The sequence below is a fragment of the Candidatus Kurthia intestinigallinarum genome, assembly GCF_003991225.1.
In the GTDB taxonomy this organism is placed as follows: Bacteria; Bacillota; Bacilli; order Bacillales_A; family Planococcaceae; genus Kurthia; species Kurthia populi.
Genome location: NZ_JTFC01000024.1, coordinates 1 through 13,494, shown reverse-complemented (window position 1 = coordinate 13,494; position 13,494 = coordinate 1). Strand labels below are relative to the sequence as shown.

The window sequence follows — 13,494 nt, the reverse complement described above, 5'->3', positions numbered from 1 at the left end:
AATATCATTTTTTTGTAATTTCACTTCTAAATCTAGCGGTAATATGAGTTGATTCATGTTATAATTTTTATACATAAAGAGTCTCCTTTTGGTTGGTTTGGTGTGGTAACTTAATTTTATCAAAAGGGGCTCTTTTTATTCTATACAAAAACAAAAAAATTACAGATAAAAAGGACTTCGGCATCTTCATTTGCCGAAGTCCTTTCTTTAGCTAGGGTTTTGTCCCAGCCTCTTTTGTGTATGCAAATTATGTTAAACGAATTGTCCAGTTGAAGTCATCATTGATTTTACCAGATTGAATCCCTGTTAATGTATCGTACAGTAATTGTGAGACGTCACCAATTTCTTCATTATTGATAACTAACTCTTCACCTTCCCATAATAAGCGACCAACAGGCGAAATAACAGCAGCTGTACCTGTGCCGAAAACTTCTTCTAATGTGCCATTTGTATGCGCATCAATAACTTCATCAATCGCAATGTGGCGTTCTTCAATTGGAATATTTTTATGTTTTAATACTTGAATCATTGAGTCACGCGTAATTCCAGGTAAAATACTGCCTGTTAATTCGGGTGTCACAACTGTGCCATTGATTTTGAAAAAGATATTCATACTACCAACTTCTTCAACGTATTTATTTTCTTTACCGTCTAGCCAAAGTGTTTGAGAATAGCCTTGTTCATGTGCTTCTTTTGATGAAATTAAGCTTGAAGCGTAGTTGCCGCTTGTTTTTGCTTCTCCTGTACCGCCAACAACCGCACGGACATATTTTTTCTCTACCATGATTTTAACAGGATTAATACCTTCTGCGTAATAAGAGCCTGATGGTGACATAATAATGATAAATTTGTATTCAGTTGATTCATCTACACCTAAATCGGCTTCAGTTGCGATGATAAATGGGCGGATATAAAGAGAGGTACCGGCTTCAGCTGGAATCCACGCGCGGTCTACTTCGACTAATTGCTTTAGAGCTTCTAGCGCTTGTTGTTCATCGATTGCAGGGATGCATAGACGCTCAGCTGAGTGGTTTAAACGAGCAAAGTTACGATCTGGACGGAATAAGAGCGCCTCGCCATCTACTGTTATGTATGCTTTTAGCCCTTCAAAAATGGCTTGACCGTAATGGAAGACTTTACTTGCAGGATCTAATGAAATGGGTTCATATGGAATAATGCGACCATCATGCCACCCCTTTGCTGATGAGTAATCAAGCACAAACATATGGTCTGTAAAAAATTTACCGAAACCAAGACTATCTGCTGCGGGTTTTTGCTTTGGTGAAGTTGTAAGTGTTACAGGTACTGACATGTGAAAAAACTCCCTTCAATTAAATATGTCCCTATCGTAACATTATTTTAAATTTTTAGAAAGTTCATAATAATCGTCTATAACAAATAAAAAAGAAGCAGTAGCTTCAAATAAACGACTGCTTCTTTTTATTATGATAATAAAATTTTTGATAAATACGGGAAAAAGGTTTCGGAAAGCACGATACTAACGAGTGCAGCCACAATCATCGCAAGAGATGAAAAGGTTCCTTCTAATTCACCAAATTCAAATGCCTTAGATGTACCACAACCATGGGCTCCCATGCCAAGAAGTAAGCCCTTTGATGCGGCACGTCGGAAGCGGAAGATTCGAATGACGAGTGGTCCGACAATGCTTCCTGTTAAGCCAGTTACAATAACAAAGACAGCGGTCATTGTTGGCTCACCACCGATAAGATTGGAAATATCCATCGCGATAGGTGTTGTAATCGAGCGAGGCACGAGGCTGTTGACCATTTCATTGTTTAAACCTGCTAATAATGCAAAAACAAGTGAAGATATAATCGCAACAGCACAGCCAATGAGTAGACTTGCGAAAATAGCGAGTGCATTTTTCTTTAATAAGTCATAGTTTTTATACATTGGAACAGCGAATGCGACGGTAGCAGGACCTAGTAGCTTAGATAATAAATCCGCTCCGCTATTGTATTGTGCATAGGAAGTATGCGTTGCTAACAAAACGACTACTAAAATAAGCGGACAAATTAGAAGAGGAGAGAGCCATATTTTTTGGTAGTGGGCATAGACCCATTTACTTGCGTAAAAAATTAAAATTGTACCGACTAAACTAGCTGCAATCATCATTTGGCGACATCTCCTTTCGCAAAACGTTCTGCAACGACACCGGTACTTGCCATGACCACAACAGTCCCTAATACAATGACGACAATTAGTTTAATGCCGATGATACCAAAAATTTCATCATATTGAATAACACCAACTGCGGCAGGGACGAAAAATAATAATAATTCGCCAGTTAAAAAACTTGCACCAGCATCCACCCAGGCCAGTTTAATAATATGTGCTTTTAAACAAATAAATAATAATAAGAGACCAATAATACTACCTGGAATCTGGATATGGAGAGCTGCGCTAAGCCATGTGCCAATAAGCAAAAATCCCCAAATGAAAATAATTTGAACGATAATCTGAAGTGCTTTTTGAAGGACTTTCAACAAAATCACGACCTTTATATAATGCGCTAGTTTAAATAAAAAAAGGCGCGTCTAAACGCGCTTTTTTTAAATAATATGCTAGCGCTTTGTTAATTCGTTATTCAGTGTATAACAAAAAGCTACATTCGTAAAATACATAATTATTATTATCATTATTCCAAATTGGAATTCTTTTTCACGTAGTCAAGAAATGCACGCATTGCCTGTGAACGGTAGCGATCTTTTTTTAAAATGAAAGCAATTTCCCATAAAATTGGCTTCTCTAATGGAATCATTTTCACCACATTGGGATTGGTTTTATGCGCAAATGGTTCAGGGAATAAGGCGATACCTAAATTATGTTCAATCATTTGGCTAATAAATTCCCACTGTGAGCTTTCAAAAGCAATCGTTGGTTCAAAGCCAAAATCTTCACATTCTTGAATGATACGGTCATGCAAGGTAAAGTCTTCTGAAAATAGCAGCAGGGGCTCATTTTCTAAATCACGCATTGAAATAGTAGATTTTGTTGCTAATGGATGGTCATTATGAACAATGACGTACACATCTTTTTTTACAAAAGGAATACAATCATAGTCTTCATCGTGAGCAGGTAGCATCACAAAACCACCATCTAAATCACCAGATAAGACACGTTCTTTGACGATGTTAGCGCCGATTTCATCTAATTGAAATGAAATATCTGGGAAGAGTTGTTGGAAGCCCTTCATGATTTGAGGAAAAAATAAAATACCGATAAGCGGCGGCATGCCTAATGTTAAATGACCCGTTTTTAAATGCTCCATATCTTCTAATGCTAAATGGACTTCATCCACCATTTGAATAATTTGAATAGCGCGCTCAAATACAACATCTCCTGCATCGGTTAATTGAACATGTTTACTCGAACGATCGAGTAATGTTGTGCCGAGTTCAGATTCGAGCTGACGAACCATTTTTGAAATCGTCGGTTGTGTAACATGCAGTTTATGTGCTGCTTTTGTAAAACTTTGTTGTTTTGCGACTTCGGTAAAATAGGTGAGTTGACGAACATCCATAAATAAGCCTCCTAAAGCGTAGTGAAGCGGAAAATTGTTGTGTAGTGATAGCGTTGATTGGCTGCAAGCTCAGCGTCAAAGCGTTTTTTGAAATGAGAATAGGGAGCGAGCTGTGTTTCAAAGCAAATCGCACTTTGTTTTTTAGCTTGTAAATGCTCTGTGAGAATCGCCGTTTCATCAATATTATTACCACTATAAATAACCGCAAATGGATAGCTTGTTTCAACAGTTAAAACGCGTCCAACATGTGGCTCAACCAAGCGGATTTGTGGCTGCTGCGGTAATAAATGAAAGGGATGGTCTAAGCCACCTGCACGTGTAAGCTGCACGTCATCTTTATCGAAAAGGTGAGCGAGCAGTTGTGGCTCGCTAAAGTCGAAGGAAGAATTACGTGTGGCCTTTGCATAGCTTGGAATCGAATCTTCGGCGAGTTCCAAATAATAATCGCTTTTTACTTCTAATAAGTGGTCACCAATTGGTTGAGAAGGATGACCACTTAAATTGAAATAGCTATGATTCGTTAAATTTAAGACCGTTTTTGCATCGCTTAATGCGTCATAGTCAATACGAAGTTCATGCGCTTCGTTAAATGTCATCGTCACATTGACGTCGACATTTCCAGGGAAGCCATCAGAGCCAGCATCTGAGTGTAACGTAAAGACAACAGAAATATCATCAGCGCGCTCAATAATTTCGTAATTCCATAGCAGTGAGCTGAAATTACCATGGAGTAGGTGAGGGCCTTCATTTGCCGGTAGCTGAATTTGTGCCCCATTTATACAAATCTGTGCTTGCTCAATACGCCCTGCATGACGACCGATTGTAGCGCCGAGTGCCATATCATTATTTAAATACTGCTCAATGTTTTCATAACCAAGCACGACATTACCTAATTGGCGCTCTTTATCAGGCACCCATAGCGCAACGATAGCAGCTCCAGCGTTTGTAAGCACAATATTAGCGCCGTCCTTTGCATTGAGTGTAATGGTATGAATATCTTGTGTAACGGCATTGACAACGTAGTTCATTTTAACAGCTCCTCTACAAATTCATTCCTTTTTTTCAGTATACTACAAGACTTCAAGAAAACGAAAAATCGAACATTATTTGAAGCTATAGTAAATTTGGCGAAATTCGGTATAATAAATGCAATCAATGATAGATGGGAATGATTTACATGACAATGACACAACCGGTATTTTTTGTATTTTTGTATTGTATCATGCTCATCATTGTAAGCATTGATGGATTGCTTCAGTATAAACGGTACAAGGCGGTATTATATGGGGAGCAGGTGAAACAGCCCCTCCTTGGGATACTTTACACCTCTTTACGACAACATCACTTTCTCCGTATTGTGGTTGAATTTTGTTTGAAATTTGGTATTTATTTTTATGCCTATTTGCTATATCCCTACAGTTGGATGCTAGCATTATGTGCATTGCTTATAATCGGGCGTCTGTACGTGCTATGGATGCCAATGGGAAAACTACGTACAACGAAATGGGATTTTATTACGCTGTTTGTAGAGCTAATCTTTTTAACATTATTCACGGCTTCATTGCTCGTATATGAAGCATAGGAGGGATACAATGCGTATTATCTGGACGGTGTTTCACGATGATGAACTTATTGAAAAGGGTGAGTTTAATCAGTTTTTTTGGCGAGGTGGTCAATTTGATGTCCTACTAGAAGGCAATCGAAAACTATCGATTGAGTCAAATGTTAATCATGGTATTCTAATAGAGGATATTGCAAAGTCTTTAATAAATGCTTTGCATACAGATGACCCACAAACCTTTCATACGTATAGTACATCAAAATCCTATGATGTGATTTTTTTAGGGCGCGTCCTGGAGTTTCGTAATTTTGATCCGGATACATTAAAAACGTTAAAGCGTACGATGCTGCCGAAGTTAGCGTTTATCGATGCATTTACGTATGCATTATGTAGCTACTTAAAGCTACTAAAGGAGCGCAATGAAGCCATCGAGCAAAATGAATTTTTTATACGATTAACTGTGCAATTACAAACATTGCAGCAATTAACAATGTAATGATAGCGCAAGTGCGGAGGAAAGCCGTGCTTGCGCTATTTTTTTTCAGCTAGTTCTTTTATAATGAACAATGGAGGGTGATTTTTTGAGTAAATTAGCGTGGTATATTTCATTAGCAATCTCATTATTTGGTGTCTTTGTTGTGCGCTATTATTTTACATTAGCGCCGGATGAGTCATTAAAAAATATAAATCCAGCATTTATTCCGCTTGTCTTTGTTATTCCATTTTTACTGATTAGTTTATTCATTAGCTTTGTCATTGGCGCCCGTTATTTTGTGCAAGCGAAGGGACAACAAATTGTAAGCTATATCGTCGTGTTATGCGTTATTTTGGCACTTAGTACATATCTAGAATACACACAAGTACAGGCGGATTTGACTGCCTTTGGTGGTGGTATCGCTGATAAGGGTTCGCTTATTTTTAATTTTCCTATATGGAATAGCTATACAAATGGCTGGTTCGTCAATGAAATGATTTTCTTTAGCCTGCAAGCTATCGCATTTGGCATCGGTTTTTTCAAGCGACATACTATTGAATTAGCACAGCAGGAGGGAGGCGAATAGCCTCTCTTTTTTTATAGAGCTATTTGATTTTTCAAAATTTAATGCTAAAATGAAAGCAATTCAATATGATGAATGGCGCTAATTCTTAGCTTAATAGGGAAATCGGTGAAAAACCGATGCTGTCCCGCAACTGTAACTTGGAGTGCTTTACAAAAACCACTGTGTAAACGGGAAGGTGTAAAGTACGTTGAAGAGAAGCCAGGAGACCTACCATTTAATCTTCGATGATTCACCCTACGAGGATAGGTGCGGAATAAGCAAAGGTTATTTGCGTTTTTTTAGTGCACTTTTTATAGGGGAAAGTGTCTTTTTTTTATGCTTTCTATCCTCTGTGTGGGAATCAACAACATGAGGGGGAGTTAGCATGACAACGTGGAATTTAACGAAAATGGAGCGTCATTTAATGATTTGTAACGGAGCTACTTGTATGGGAGCTGGCGCAGAAGATGTCACGCAACAAATTCGTGATGAAATTCGTACACTAAAATTAGATGAGGTTATTCATACGTCACGGACACGCTGTAATGGACGTTGTAAAGATAAATGTGTCGTAATTGATTATCCAAAAGGTACTTGGTATTCTGTGCAGCAGGAGCAAACGGCGCGTAGTATTGTGCAAGGTAATGTAGCGCGTGAGGCGATTATTTATGAAATGGTAAATGGCGAACGCGTGCGTCAAGAAGGGCATATTAAAGGCATTGAAAAATATCGTAAAAAGCGCGCCACAAAAAAGACAGCGGTATTATTTGTTGGGCATGGTAGCAGACTAGAAGCGGGGAATGAAGAAGTGCGTTCATTTATTCGTCAAATGAAGCCAGCGATTGATGCCAATTTATTAGTAGAGACATGCTTTTTAGAATTTGCGAATCCTAATATTGAGGACGGTATTCAAGCGTGTATTGAACAGGGAGCGGTTGAAATCCATGTGATTCCAATTATTTTATTACATGCCGGGCATTCTAAATTACATATCCCAGCAGAAATTGAAGAGGCAAAGGCACAGTTCCCAGAAATTCGTTTTACGTATGGCCAAACAATCGGTATTCACCAAGCAATTATTGATATTTTAAAGGCTCGTTTAGAAGAAATTCAATTTGATGTGTCGATTCCTCATAAAGATACGGCAATTTTATTGATCGGTCGTGGTAGCAGTGACGAAGATGCTAAAATGGATTTCTATAACATCGCATCGATTTTACAAGCACAGCTGACTGTTTCAACTGTAGAATGTGCTTTTATGGGTGTAACAACACCAACTGTGGAGCAAGGCATGCAAATCTGTCTAGAGCAAGGTGCAAAACAAGTCATTATGTTACCATATTTCTTATTTACAGGCATCTTAATGGAACGAATGGCCTTAATGGCGCAGCAATTTTCTGATACAAATCCAAGCGTTTCAATTGAGTTAGCCTCTTATTTTGGGTATCATCCAAATTTACAAACGGTATTATTAGAGCGCTTGCAGCAAGCAATCGATGGCACGTCAACAGGCATGCAAGATTTAGCGAATTTCCGTGAATACGTGAAAGAAAATGAGTATGTTCATCATCATTAAGGGTGCACAAAGTAATTTTCTTAATAGAACAGCAGTAAAAGCGTTAAAGTAGAAAAAAGTTAAATAAACAAGAAGCGTGTTTTTCTGACAGGAATATTGTATAAAGTACAAAAAAGAGTATAATAATAGTTGTAAGTTACATCACTAATTTACCTATTTGCCTACTTAGTTTAATGGTAGAACAACGGTCTCGTAATCCGTAGATGAGAGTTCGATTCTCCCAGAAGGCATATCTTTGTTCAATTACAAAGCATCATAAAATTTAGAAAAAGCCGGTAAACACAAGTTTGTGTTTACCGGCTTTTTGTATGTGGCTTATTTTTCGCAAGCGATACCATCTTTATCTCGGTCTAATTGTTTGTTATTCTGAATGGCCTTTTTATAAAGAGAAGCTGATACTTTGGCTTTGCTTGTTTCATAAACAACTTTGCCAGAACTTTTAATGATTTTATTTTTTGTTTTGGCAGATTTACGCACACCATGTGTATATTTTGCATTAAATGATTTGCAGTTTTTATAAACGCTTGAAGCTTCTGCTTGTTGGTCATTGGCAACGAATGTTGTACCAAAAAAAGTGGCCGTTAATAGAGTAGTTGATAAAGCTAATTGAGTTAATTTTTTCAAAATTAATTCCTCCTAAATACTTAAATAGTCTATATAAATTTTAATGTTTAATGAGATAAAATCAATAATTTATTGTAAATGATTGAAATTCATTGTTTAATGAGTTAAAAAATGATATTTTAAAGAAAATTTACAATAAGAGATACGGGTAATAAAGATGGTCTATTCAGTTATTCTTATTTTTTTCGAATTCTAGCGCGTCTTTAAGCAGATTAAGTAATTCAAAAATAAAATTTTCAGGCATATATATATGCTTAAGAATATAAAAAAAGAATGACATAGACGTCATCCTTTTTAAAAATAATAAATTAAGCTTCTTTTGTTAGCACGCCGTCTTCCATACGATAAACATGGTCGCAAAGTGGTAGCATACGTTCATCATGAGTCACCATAATAGCCGCTTTTTGACGTTCTTTTGCTTCTTTTGCTAGTAGTTGTACGACTTCGAATGCGCGTTTTGAATCAAGGCTTGCTGTTGGTTCATCTGCTAGGATGACGGTTGAGTTATTCATAAATGCACGAGCAATGGCAACACGTTGACGTTCGCCACCAGATAATTCATTCGGCATTTTTTTGAATTTGTCGCTAAGGCCTAGCTCTGTTAACAATTGTTTAGCATGTGCTTTGTCCGCTTTTGTTACACGGCTGTCCATTTTTTTGACAAGTAATAATTGGTCAAGCACGTTTAAATACGGAATTAAATTTGATGTTTGTAAAATAAAGCCAAGTTCATGTAAACGGAAGCTAGCTAATTTTTTTGGTGATAAATTGCCTAGGTCTTGCCCGTTAATTGTAACAGTACCTTCTGTTGGTTGTAATAGAGCACCTGCAATAGAAAGCAATGTACTTTTACCAGAACCGGATGGGCCGATGATGGCTACTAATTCGCCAGCAGCTACTTCAAGTGAAGCTTGTTTTAATGCTTGAACGGTAGTAGAACCTTCTGTATAACTTTTTGAAATGTTTTGTAGTGATAATAGGGCCATTTATTCCACTCTCCCTAATGCTGTTAATGGATCAATCTTGACAATTTGACGAACTGAAATAATCGAGCTAAGTAATGCAATAATTAATAAGACAATTGCATATGTAGTGACTAATACAGGGTCTAAATTAAATGGCATACCTTCTGGGAAGACGAGCGCAGTAGCGTATGTTAATAAAATACCAATTAAAATACCGACAACTGAAAGAATCGCCACTTGAGCGACGATAGCGCGTGCAATAAAGCCATTGCTTGCACCAATTGCCTTCATGACACCGAATTGTTGTGTTTTTTGCATTGTAATAACGTAGAAGAAGACCGCGATAATAAATGCTGAAATAACAATACAAAATGCTAACATCATCATAATCGTACCATTTTCTGCTGTATAACCAGGCATGCCGTTAACAGCTTTGCTTTTCGTCACCGTTTCGATATCATCAATTGATTTATCAAGTTTTTCAGGCTCTAGATTAGGTGCTTTTAAGAAAAAGGCTTGTACGGGTTTTTTCAGACCATTATCAGAGCCAGGCGCAGCATATTGATAGCTACGCCATGTTTCTGGTACTGCAAACATGGCCGGTAAATGATTAAATGTTTCGCCTTTTACAAAACCAATGACTTCAACTTTTAAATTTGAATTGGATACATGTAGCTTGTCACCGATTTTATAGCCGGCTTTTTTCAGCGTATCGTTAATGACAACGCCTTTTTTATTTGAAAGTGATAATTTTTCTCCTTCAATAACAGTTGGCATAACAAAGGCATCCGGTTCTAAGCCGATTAATGCCACATCTTCTTTATCATCGGCATCCTTAGATGTCGTTTTGCCGACAGAAATTGTAGAAGCGCCAAATGCCGCTACGTCCTCAATATCTTTTTGTTTCTTTAAATCCTCCATTATATCTTCTGATAAAATTGATTTTGCAAATGTCGCGCCCGCTGTTTCTTCATACACAACGTACTCAGCGTTAATGTTTTTTAATGTCGCGGCACTTAGTGTTGATAATCCGTTTCCAAGTCCAGATAAAATGAATACGAGCCAAGCAATTAAGACAATAATTGCTGTCATCATCGCATAACGGAGCTTGGCGTGCTTCAGTTCTTTAAATGCTAAAAACAAAATTTTTCCCTCCATAAAAAAAGTTGACCTCTTAAAAGGCCAACTAAAGTATACACCAAAGTAACACGTGTGTAACTAATAAAAGTGACAAATGTGTTACTTATTTGATATGCCATGTAAAATAAGAGCCTGGATTTCTGCGATAAATGTATCTAATGGCAGTCCAGCATGGTTTGGTATGTCAATCGTTTGAAAGATAAAGCCTAGTAATAAAAAATTATTACGAGCAGGGTCGATAAAACCTTGTTCTTTGCCTTTAGTGATTAATTGATTAAGGGGGGTATACAGTTCATGGTGCATCGCTGATAAAACCTGTTTTTTTTCGGTGATAACTGGTGAAACATCTTCTATCGTCGAAGCCATTCCTAAAATTTGATGCAAATCTTTAAGTTGAAACATTCTTTCTAATAAGTCGCGTAATTGATGCTCAAAGCTTTGTGTAAAATCTATTTCACTTAATAGCGTGACACTATAGCGCATTTTTTCAACCATAAAGTCAATAAGTAGTTCTTCTTTATTTGGGTAATGTTTGTAAATGGCTGCGCGAGATACATGAAGCTTTGCTGCGAGCAGACTCATCGTAAATCCCTGGTAGCCTGTTTCAACAATCAGCTCATGTGTAGCTTGCCATAAATCGTGTGTAGAAAATTTTTTATCTCGTCCCATCATGAAACCTCCAATTACGTTTCATGCTATCATTGTCAGCTTGAAAAAGCGAGTGACGTTGTACGCTTTTTAAACGAAAAAACAGAGAATTTGCGATACGTTGCAAATTCTCTGACTGTGTAGATGTTACGATGTTTATTCATGTGCACGTAAAAATTTTTCGCCTAAGGTTGTTATTTGAGGATTGTTGAACTGAATTGTCGTATTTCCTTGTTCAAGGGTGCTAGAAATACCACTTGCTAAACCATGTGCCTTTGCATCATGAATGGCGGTATGTAATGCATGTTGATCTTTCACGCCTGACCAATTTGCTGTATCTTCACCAGCCGTTTCAAAATCTTTCAAAAATAAATAGACATTATATTCTTGCTGCTTTTGCATATTCTCTCCACCTCCTGCTACTTAATTCGTTTCTATTGAAGTAAATTCCTTCTTTTTAGAGAAATTATTTACATCTAATTGTTTTTTTCGTAAATAAACGGAAGAATTGAAAACCATTCTTCCGTTTATTATGTCCATTTAGTAGAAGCCCATAAATTTGAAAAGAATAATAAGTAAAGCGACGAAAATGCTACTTTCAAATAAATGTTCTTTAAAAAACAGAGATGAAAAATGCATACTATCATTCCTTTCGGATTTTTCTTTCATTATATGACGGTTATTTAAAATATTCAATTATTTTCTCTAAAAAAACATTTTTTTCTACTTTATTCAATTATTTTATTTAAAAGTATGTTAATTTAATGTAAAAATTATTTTATGTGTTTAGATATAATTTTAGGTATGTATAAATATAAGGATAAAGGGAATTTGTTTGAGCCGAAATATTGATGTTGTGTTTATTAATAATATTAAAATGATTTTTTTGAATGAATAAAATATATTGATGTTATTTGTAATGAGAGATGTGTTTTTATGGAATTAACATGTTGGTATAAAGATGCATATTCATGTATACATTGTGCTTTTATAATAAATAAAAAAGGAGGATTTACATATGAATAAAAAGATTATAAGTGTCTCTCTAGCTATTCTGATGGGCGCTACGACAGTTTTCACAGCAACTTCAAAACCGTTAAACGTAGAGGCAGCAACAAAGAAAACGTACTATACAGAATCAGGTGCGTATATTTATAAATCTGCGAATAAAAAAACGAAAAAGCTTAAATTACTGAAGCAAAATCAAAAAGTCACTACTACAACAAAAGCATCATCGAAGTATTATAAAGTGAAGGTTGGTTCAATAACGGGCTATATTTTAAAATCTAAAACTAATACAAAACCTACTTGGTATTACTATGCTTATTCCGATAGATCAGGTGCCTATACTAATCGTAAAAAAACAACATATGTACAATTGGATAATAAAAAACGAAACTATAAATTCGTCAGCCATACAAAACCAACAGGCTATGATACGACATTAAATGGTGAAGATTTATTGAAAATTTCATTTAATAATAAGACGTATTATATGTATGATATTAATGTAACGATTAAACCAATTGTGTCAAAATATCGCGCATATCATAAGAAAATAAAAGCTGGTCAAGATTATGAATATGAGGGTGGATACAATGATATGTATGTATACCATTCAAAGGCGCGTGCGAAAAAAATGATAACGAAATTAGAACAAATCGGGTATGTACGCATTCCAAAGGATTCACTGATGGGTGGTATGTATACGTACAAATATGAAGAATCACATTATGGTAGTAGCCATGATTATGAAATTCGTTTAAATCATTAATGTTTATAGCGTGTATTAGGGTATAGAACAATCATATAAGATTATGTTAGACCGTCTGTGAAATTTATTGAAAGCAGGTGTGAATATGTCAAATACGATTCTTCAATTATCAAGTGGTAAAGAAATCACCTATGCATTGCCTTTTTCAGAGTTCGACGAGAAATTTTTAAATGCAGAAGGTACATTTGAGGTAGCTTCTATCCGACAGGAAGATGGCGGCAAACATAGCGTCATTTTTACAGCACATATTGTTTCAATTTCAGAAGGCTAGCAGTATGAAAAGCATCCATGAAGGGTGCTTTTTTTATGTGATTTCGGCTATAATAGAAAAAGTTGAAAGGAGCGATTATATGCAAGCAAAGGCTTTTGAAATCATTTCAAATCGCCCTTTTTTAAGCTTTAGTATTTGGTTTGTAGGATGTTTCATTCCATTTGCCTGGATTTTTCATAATTCAGAGGCGTCTACGTTAAGCATTACGATTGCCATCTTATTTACGTTTTTAATTTGTACATATTTTGCATCGGTATTAACGAATGGTCTCGTGTATATGTGGCTGTCCTTTATGATGATCATTAATGCTGTAATGGCGGTATTTTTTGGTTTTTTTTWTTTTTCCTTTTT

The 13,494-nt window shown here is 36.2% G+C and carries 16 protein-coding genes, 1 tRNA gene, 1 pseudogene and 1 riboswitch; of the genes and pseudogenes, 8 read left to right on the top strand and 10 right to left on the bottom strand.

Annotated features, from left to right (window positions below; all coding sequences use genetic code 11):
• Positions 1–247: 247 nt before the first annotated feature.
• From QI30_RS05715 to QI30_RS05695, 5 genes are all read right to left on the bottom strand, one after another.
• Positions 248–1,312, bottom strand: a complete 1,065-nt coding sequence (locus QI30_RS05715) for a branched-chain amino acid aminotransferase (protein WP_126989972.1) — start codon at positions 1,310–1,312, stop codon at positions 248–250.
• 131 nt (positions 1,313–1,443) lie between these two features.
• Entirely contained in the window at positions 1,444–2,136 is a 693-nt protein-coding gene (locus QI30_RS05710; RefSeq protein ID WP_126989971.1) for an LrgB family protein, read from the bottom strand.
• Positions 2,133–2,507, bottom strand: a complete 375-nt coding sequence (locus QI30_RS05705; protein WP_126989970.1) for a CidA/LrgA family protein — start codon at positions 2,505–2,507, stop codon at positions 2,133–2,135. The genes QI30_RS05710 and QI30_RS05705 overlap by 4 nt, the downstream gene beginning before the upstream one ends.
• A gap of 152 nt (positions 2,508–2,659) precedes the next feature.
• A complete protein-coding gene (locus QI30_RS05700) occupies positions 2,660–3,544 on the bottom strand; it encodes a LysR family transcriptional regulator (protein WP_126989969.1) in 885 nt (294 codons plus the stop codon).
• A gap of 11 nt (positions 3,545–3,555) precedes the next feature.
• Entirely contained in the window at positions 3,556–4,572 is a 1,017-nt protein-coding gene (locus QI30_RS05695; RefSeq protein WP_126989968.1) for an aldose epimerase family protein, read from the bottom strand.
• A 149-nt stretch (positions 4,573–4,721) separates the two neighbouring features.
• Here QI30_RS05695 and QI30_RS05690 point away from each other — a divergent pair, with 149 nt between their 5' ends.
• From QI30_RS05690 to QI30_RS05670, 5 genes are all read left to right on the top strand, one after another.
• Positions 4,722–5,126 (top strand): hypothetical protein, encoded by a 405-nt coding sequence (locus QI30_RS05690; RefSeq protein ID WP_233600532.1) that lies wholly within the window; start codon positions 4,722–4,724, stop codon positions 5,124–5,126.
• Between the two features lie 10 nt (positions 5,127–5,136).
• Entirely contained in the window at positions 5,137–5,601 is a 465-nt protein-coding gene (locus tag QI30_RS05685) for a hypothetical protein (protein WP_126989966.1), read from the top strand.
• An 85-nt stretch (positions 5,602–5,686) separates the two neighbouring features.
• Complete coding sequence (locus QI30_RS05680; protein ID WP_126989965.1) at positions 5,687–6,166, top strand: hypothetical protein; 480 nt, start codon at positions 5,687–5,689, stop codon at positions 6,164–6,166.
• Positions 6,167–6,222: 56 nt separating this feature from the next.
• Positions 6,223–6,395: riboswitch (cobalamin riboswitch) on the top strand.
• Positions 6,396–6,530: 135 nt separating this feature from the next.
• A complete protein-coding gene (locus QI30_RS05675; protein WP_126989964.1) occupies positions 6,531–7,721 on the top strand; it encodes a CbiX/SirB N-terminal domain-containing protein in 1,191 nt (396 codons plus the stop codon).
• Between the two features lie 159 nt (positions 7,722–7,880).
• Positions 7,881–7,951 (top strand) — tRNA-Thr (locus tag QI30_RS05670).
• Positions 7,952–8,036: 85 nt separating this feature from the next.
• Here QI30_RS05670 and QI30_RS05665 read toward each other — a convergent pair.
• The 5 genes from QI30_RS05665 to QI30_RS05645 form a co-directional block, all read right to left on the bottom strand.
• The gene (locus QI30_RS05665) at positions 8,037–8,348 is read right to left on the bottom strand and encodes an excalibur calcium-binding domain-containing protein (protein WP_425475030.1); all 312 of its coding nucleotides are present in this window, start codon (positions 8,346–8,348) and stop codon (positions 8,037–8,039) included.
• Between the two features lie 305 nt (positions 8,349–8,653).
• Entirely contained in the window at positions 8,654–9,331 is a 678-nt protein-coding gene (locus QI30_RS05660) for an ABC transporter ATP-binding protein (protein WP_126989962.1), read from the bottom strand.
• Entirely contained in the window at positions 9,332–10,453 is a 1,122-nt protein-coding gene (locus QI30_RS05655; protein ID WP_126989961.1) for an ABC transporter permease, read from the bottom strand.
• 96 nt (positions 10,454–10,549) lie between these two features.
• Positions 10,550–11,119: a TetR/AcrR family transcriptional regulator gene (locus QI30_RS05650; RefSeq protein ID WP_126989960.1), complete on the bottom strand. Its 570-nt coding sequence runs from the start codon at positions 11,117–11,119 to the stop codon at positions 10,550–10,552.
• Positions 11,120–11,254: 135 nt separating this feature from the next.
• Positions 11,255–11,500 carry a hypothetical protein gene (locus QI30_RS05645; RefSeq protein ID WP_126989959.1) on the bottom strand — a complete coding sequence of 82 codons (246 nt, stop codon included), beginning with the start codon at positions 11,498–11,500 and terminating at the stop codon, positions 11,255–11,257.
• 616 nt (positions 11,501–12,116) lie between these two features.
• Between QI30_RS05645 and QI30_RS05640 the strand changes: the two genes are divergently transcribed.
• The 3 genes and pseudogenes from QI30_RS05640 to QI30_RS20905 form a co-directional block, all read left to right on the top strand.
• Positions 12,117–12,872: a hypothetical protein gene (locus tag QI30_RS05640; RefSeq protein WP_126989958.1), complete on the top strand. Its 756-nt coding sequence runs from the start codon at positions 12,117–12,119 to the stop codon at positions 12,870–12,872.
• 85 nt (positions 12,873–12,957) lie between these two features.
• The gene (locus QI30_RS05635; RefSeq protein WP_126989957.1) at positions 12,958–13,143 is read left to right on the top strand and encodes a hypothetical protein; all 186 of its coding nucleotides are present in this window, start codon (positions 12,958–12,960) and stop codon (positions 13,141–13,143) included.
• A 79-nt stretch (positions 13,144–13,222) separates the two neighbouring features.
• A pseudogene (locus QI30_RS20905) lies at positions 13,223–13,494 on the top strand (sensor histidine kinase); the annotation flags it as partial.

Bases quoted from the DNA above. Each gene is read 5' to 3' on its own strand.
- QI30_RS05675 (WP_126989964.1), top strand. From the start codon at position 6,531: ATGACAACGTGGAATTTAACGAAAATGGAGCGTCATTTAATGATTTGT.
- QI30_RS05640 (WP_126989958.1), top strand. From the start codon at position 12,117: ATGAATAAAAAGATTATAAGTGTCTCTCTAGCTATTCTGATGGGCGCT.
- QI30_RS05685 (WP_126989966.1), top strand. From the start codon at position 5,137: ATGCGTATTATCTGGACGGTGTTTCACGATGATGAACTTATTGAAAAG.
- QI30_RS05715 (WP_126989972.1), bottom strand. From the start codon at position 1,312: ATGTCAGTACCTGTAACACTTACAACTTCACCAAAGCAAAAACCCGCA.
- QI30_RS05650 (WP_126989960.1), bottom strand. From the start codon at position 11,119: ATGGGACGAGATAAAAAATTTTCTACACACGATTTATGGCAAGCTACA.
- QI30_RS05690 (WP_233600532.1), top strand. From the start codon at position 4,722: ATGACAATGACACAACCGGTATTTTTTGTATTTTTGTATTGTATCATG.
- QI30_RS05700 (WP_126989969.1), bottom strand. From the start codon at position 3,544: ATGGATGTTCGTCAACTCACCTATTTTACCGAAGTCGCAAAACAACAA.
- QI30_RS05710 (WP_126989971.1), bottom strand. From the start codon at position 2,136: ATGATGATTGCAGCTAGTTTAGTCGGTACAATTTTAATTTTTTACGCA.
- QI30_RS05645 (WP_126989959.1), bottom strand. From the start codon at position 11,500: ATGCAAAAGCAGCAAGAATATAATGTCTATTTATTTTTGAAAGATTTT.
- QI30_RS05635 (WP_126989957.1), top strand. From the start codon at position 12,958: ATGTCAAATACGATTCTTCAATTATCAAGTGGTAAAGAAATCACCTAT.
- QI30_RS05660 (WP_126989962.1), bottom strand. From the start codon at position 9,331: ATGGCCCTATTATCACTACAAAACATTTCAAAAAGTTATACAGAAGGT.
- QI30_RS05695 (WP_126989968.1), bottom strand. From the start codon at position 4,572: ATGAACTACGTTGTCAATGCCGTTACACAAGATATTCATACCATTACA.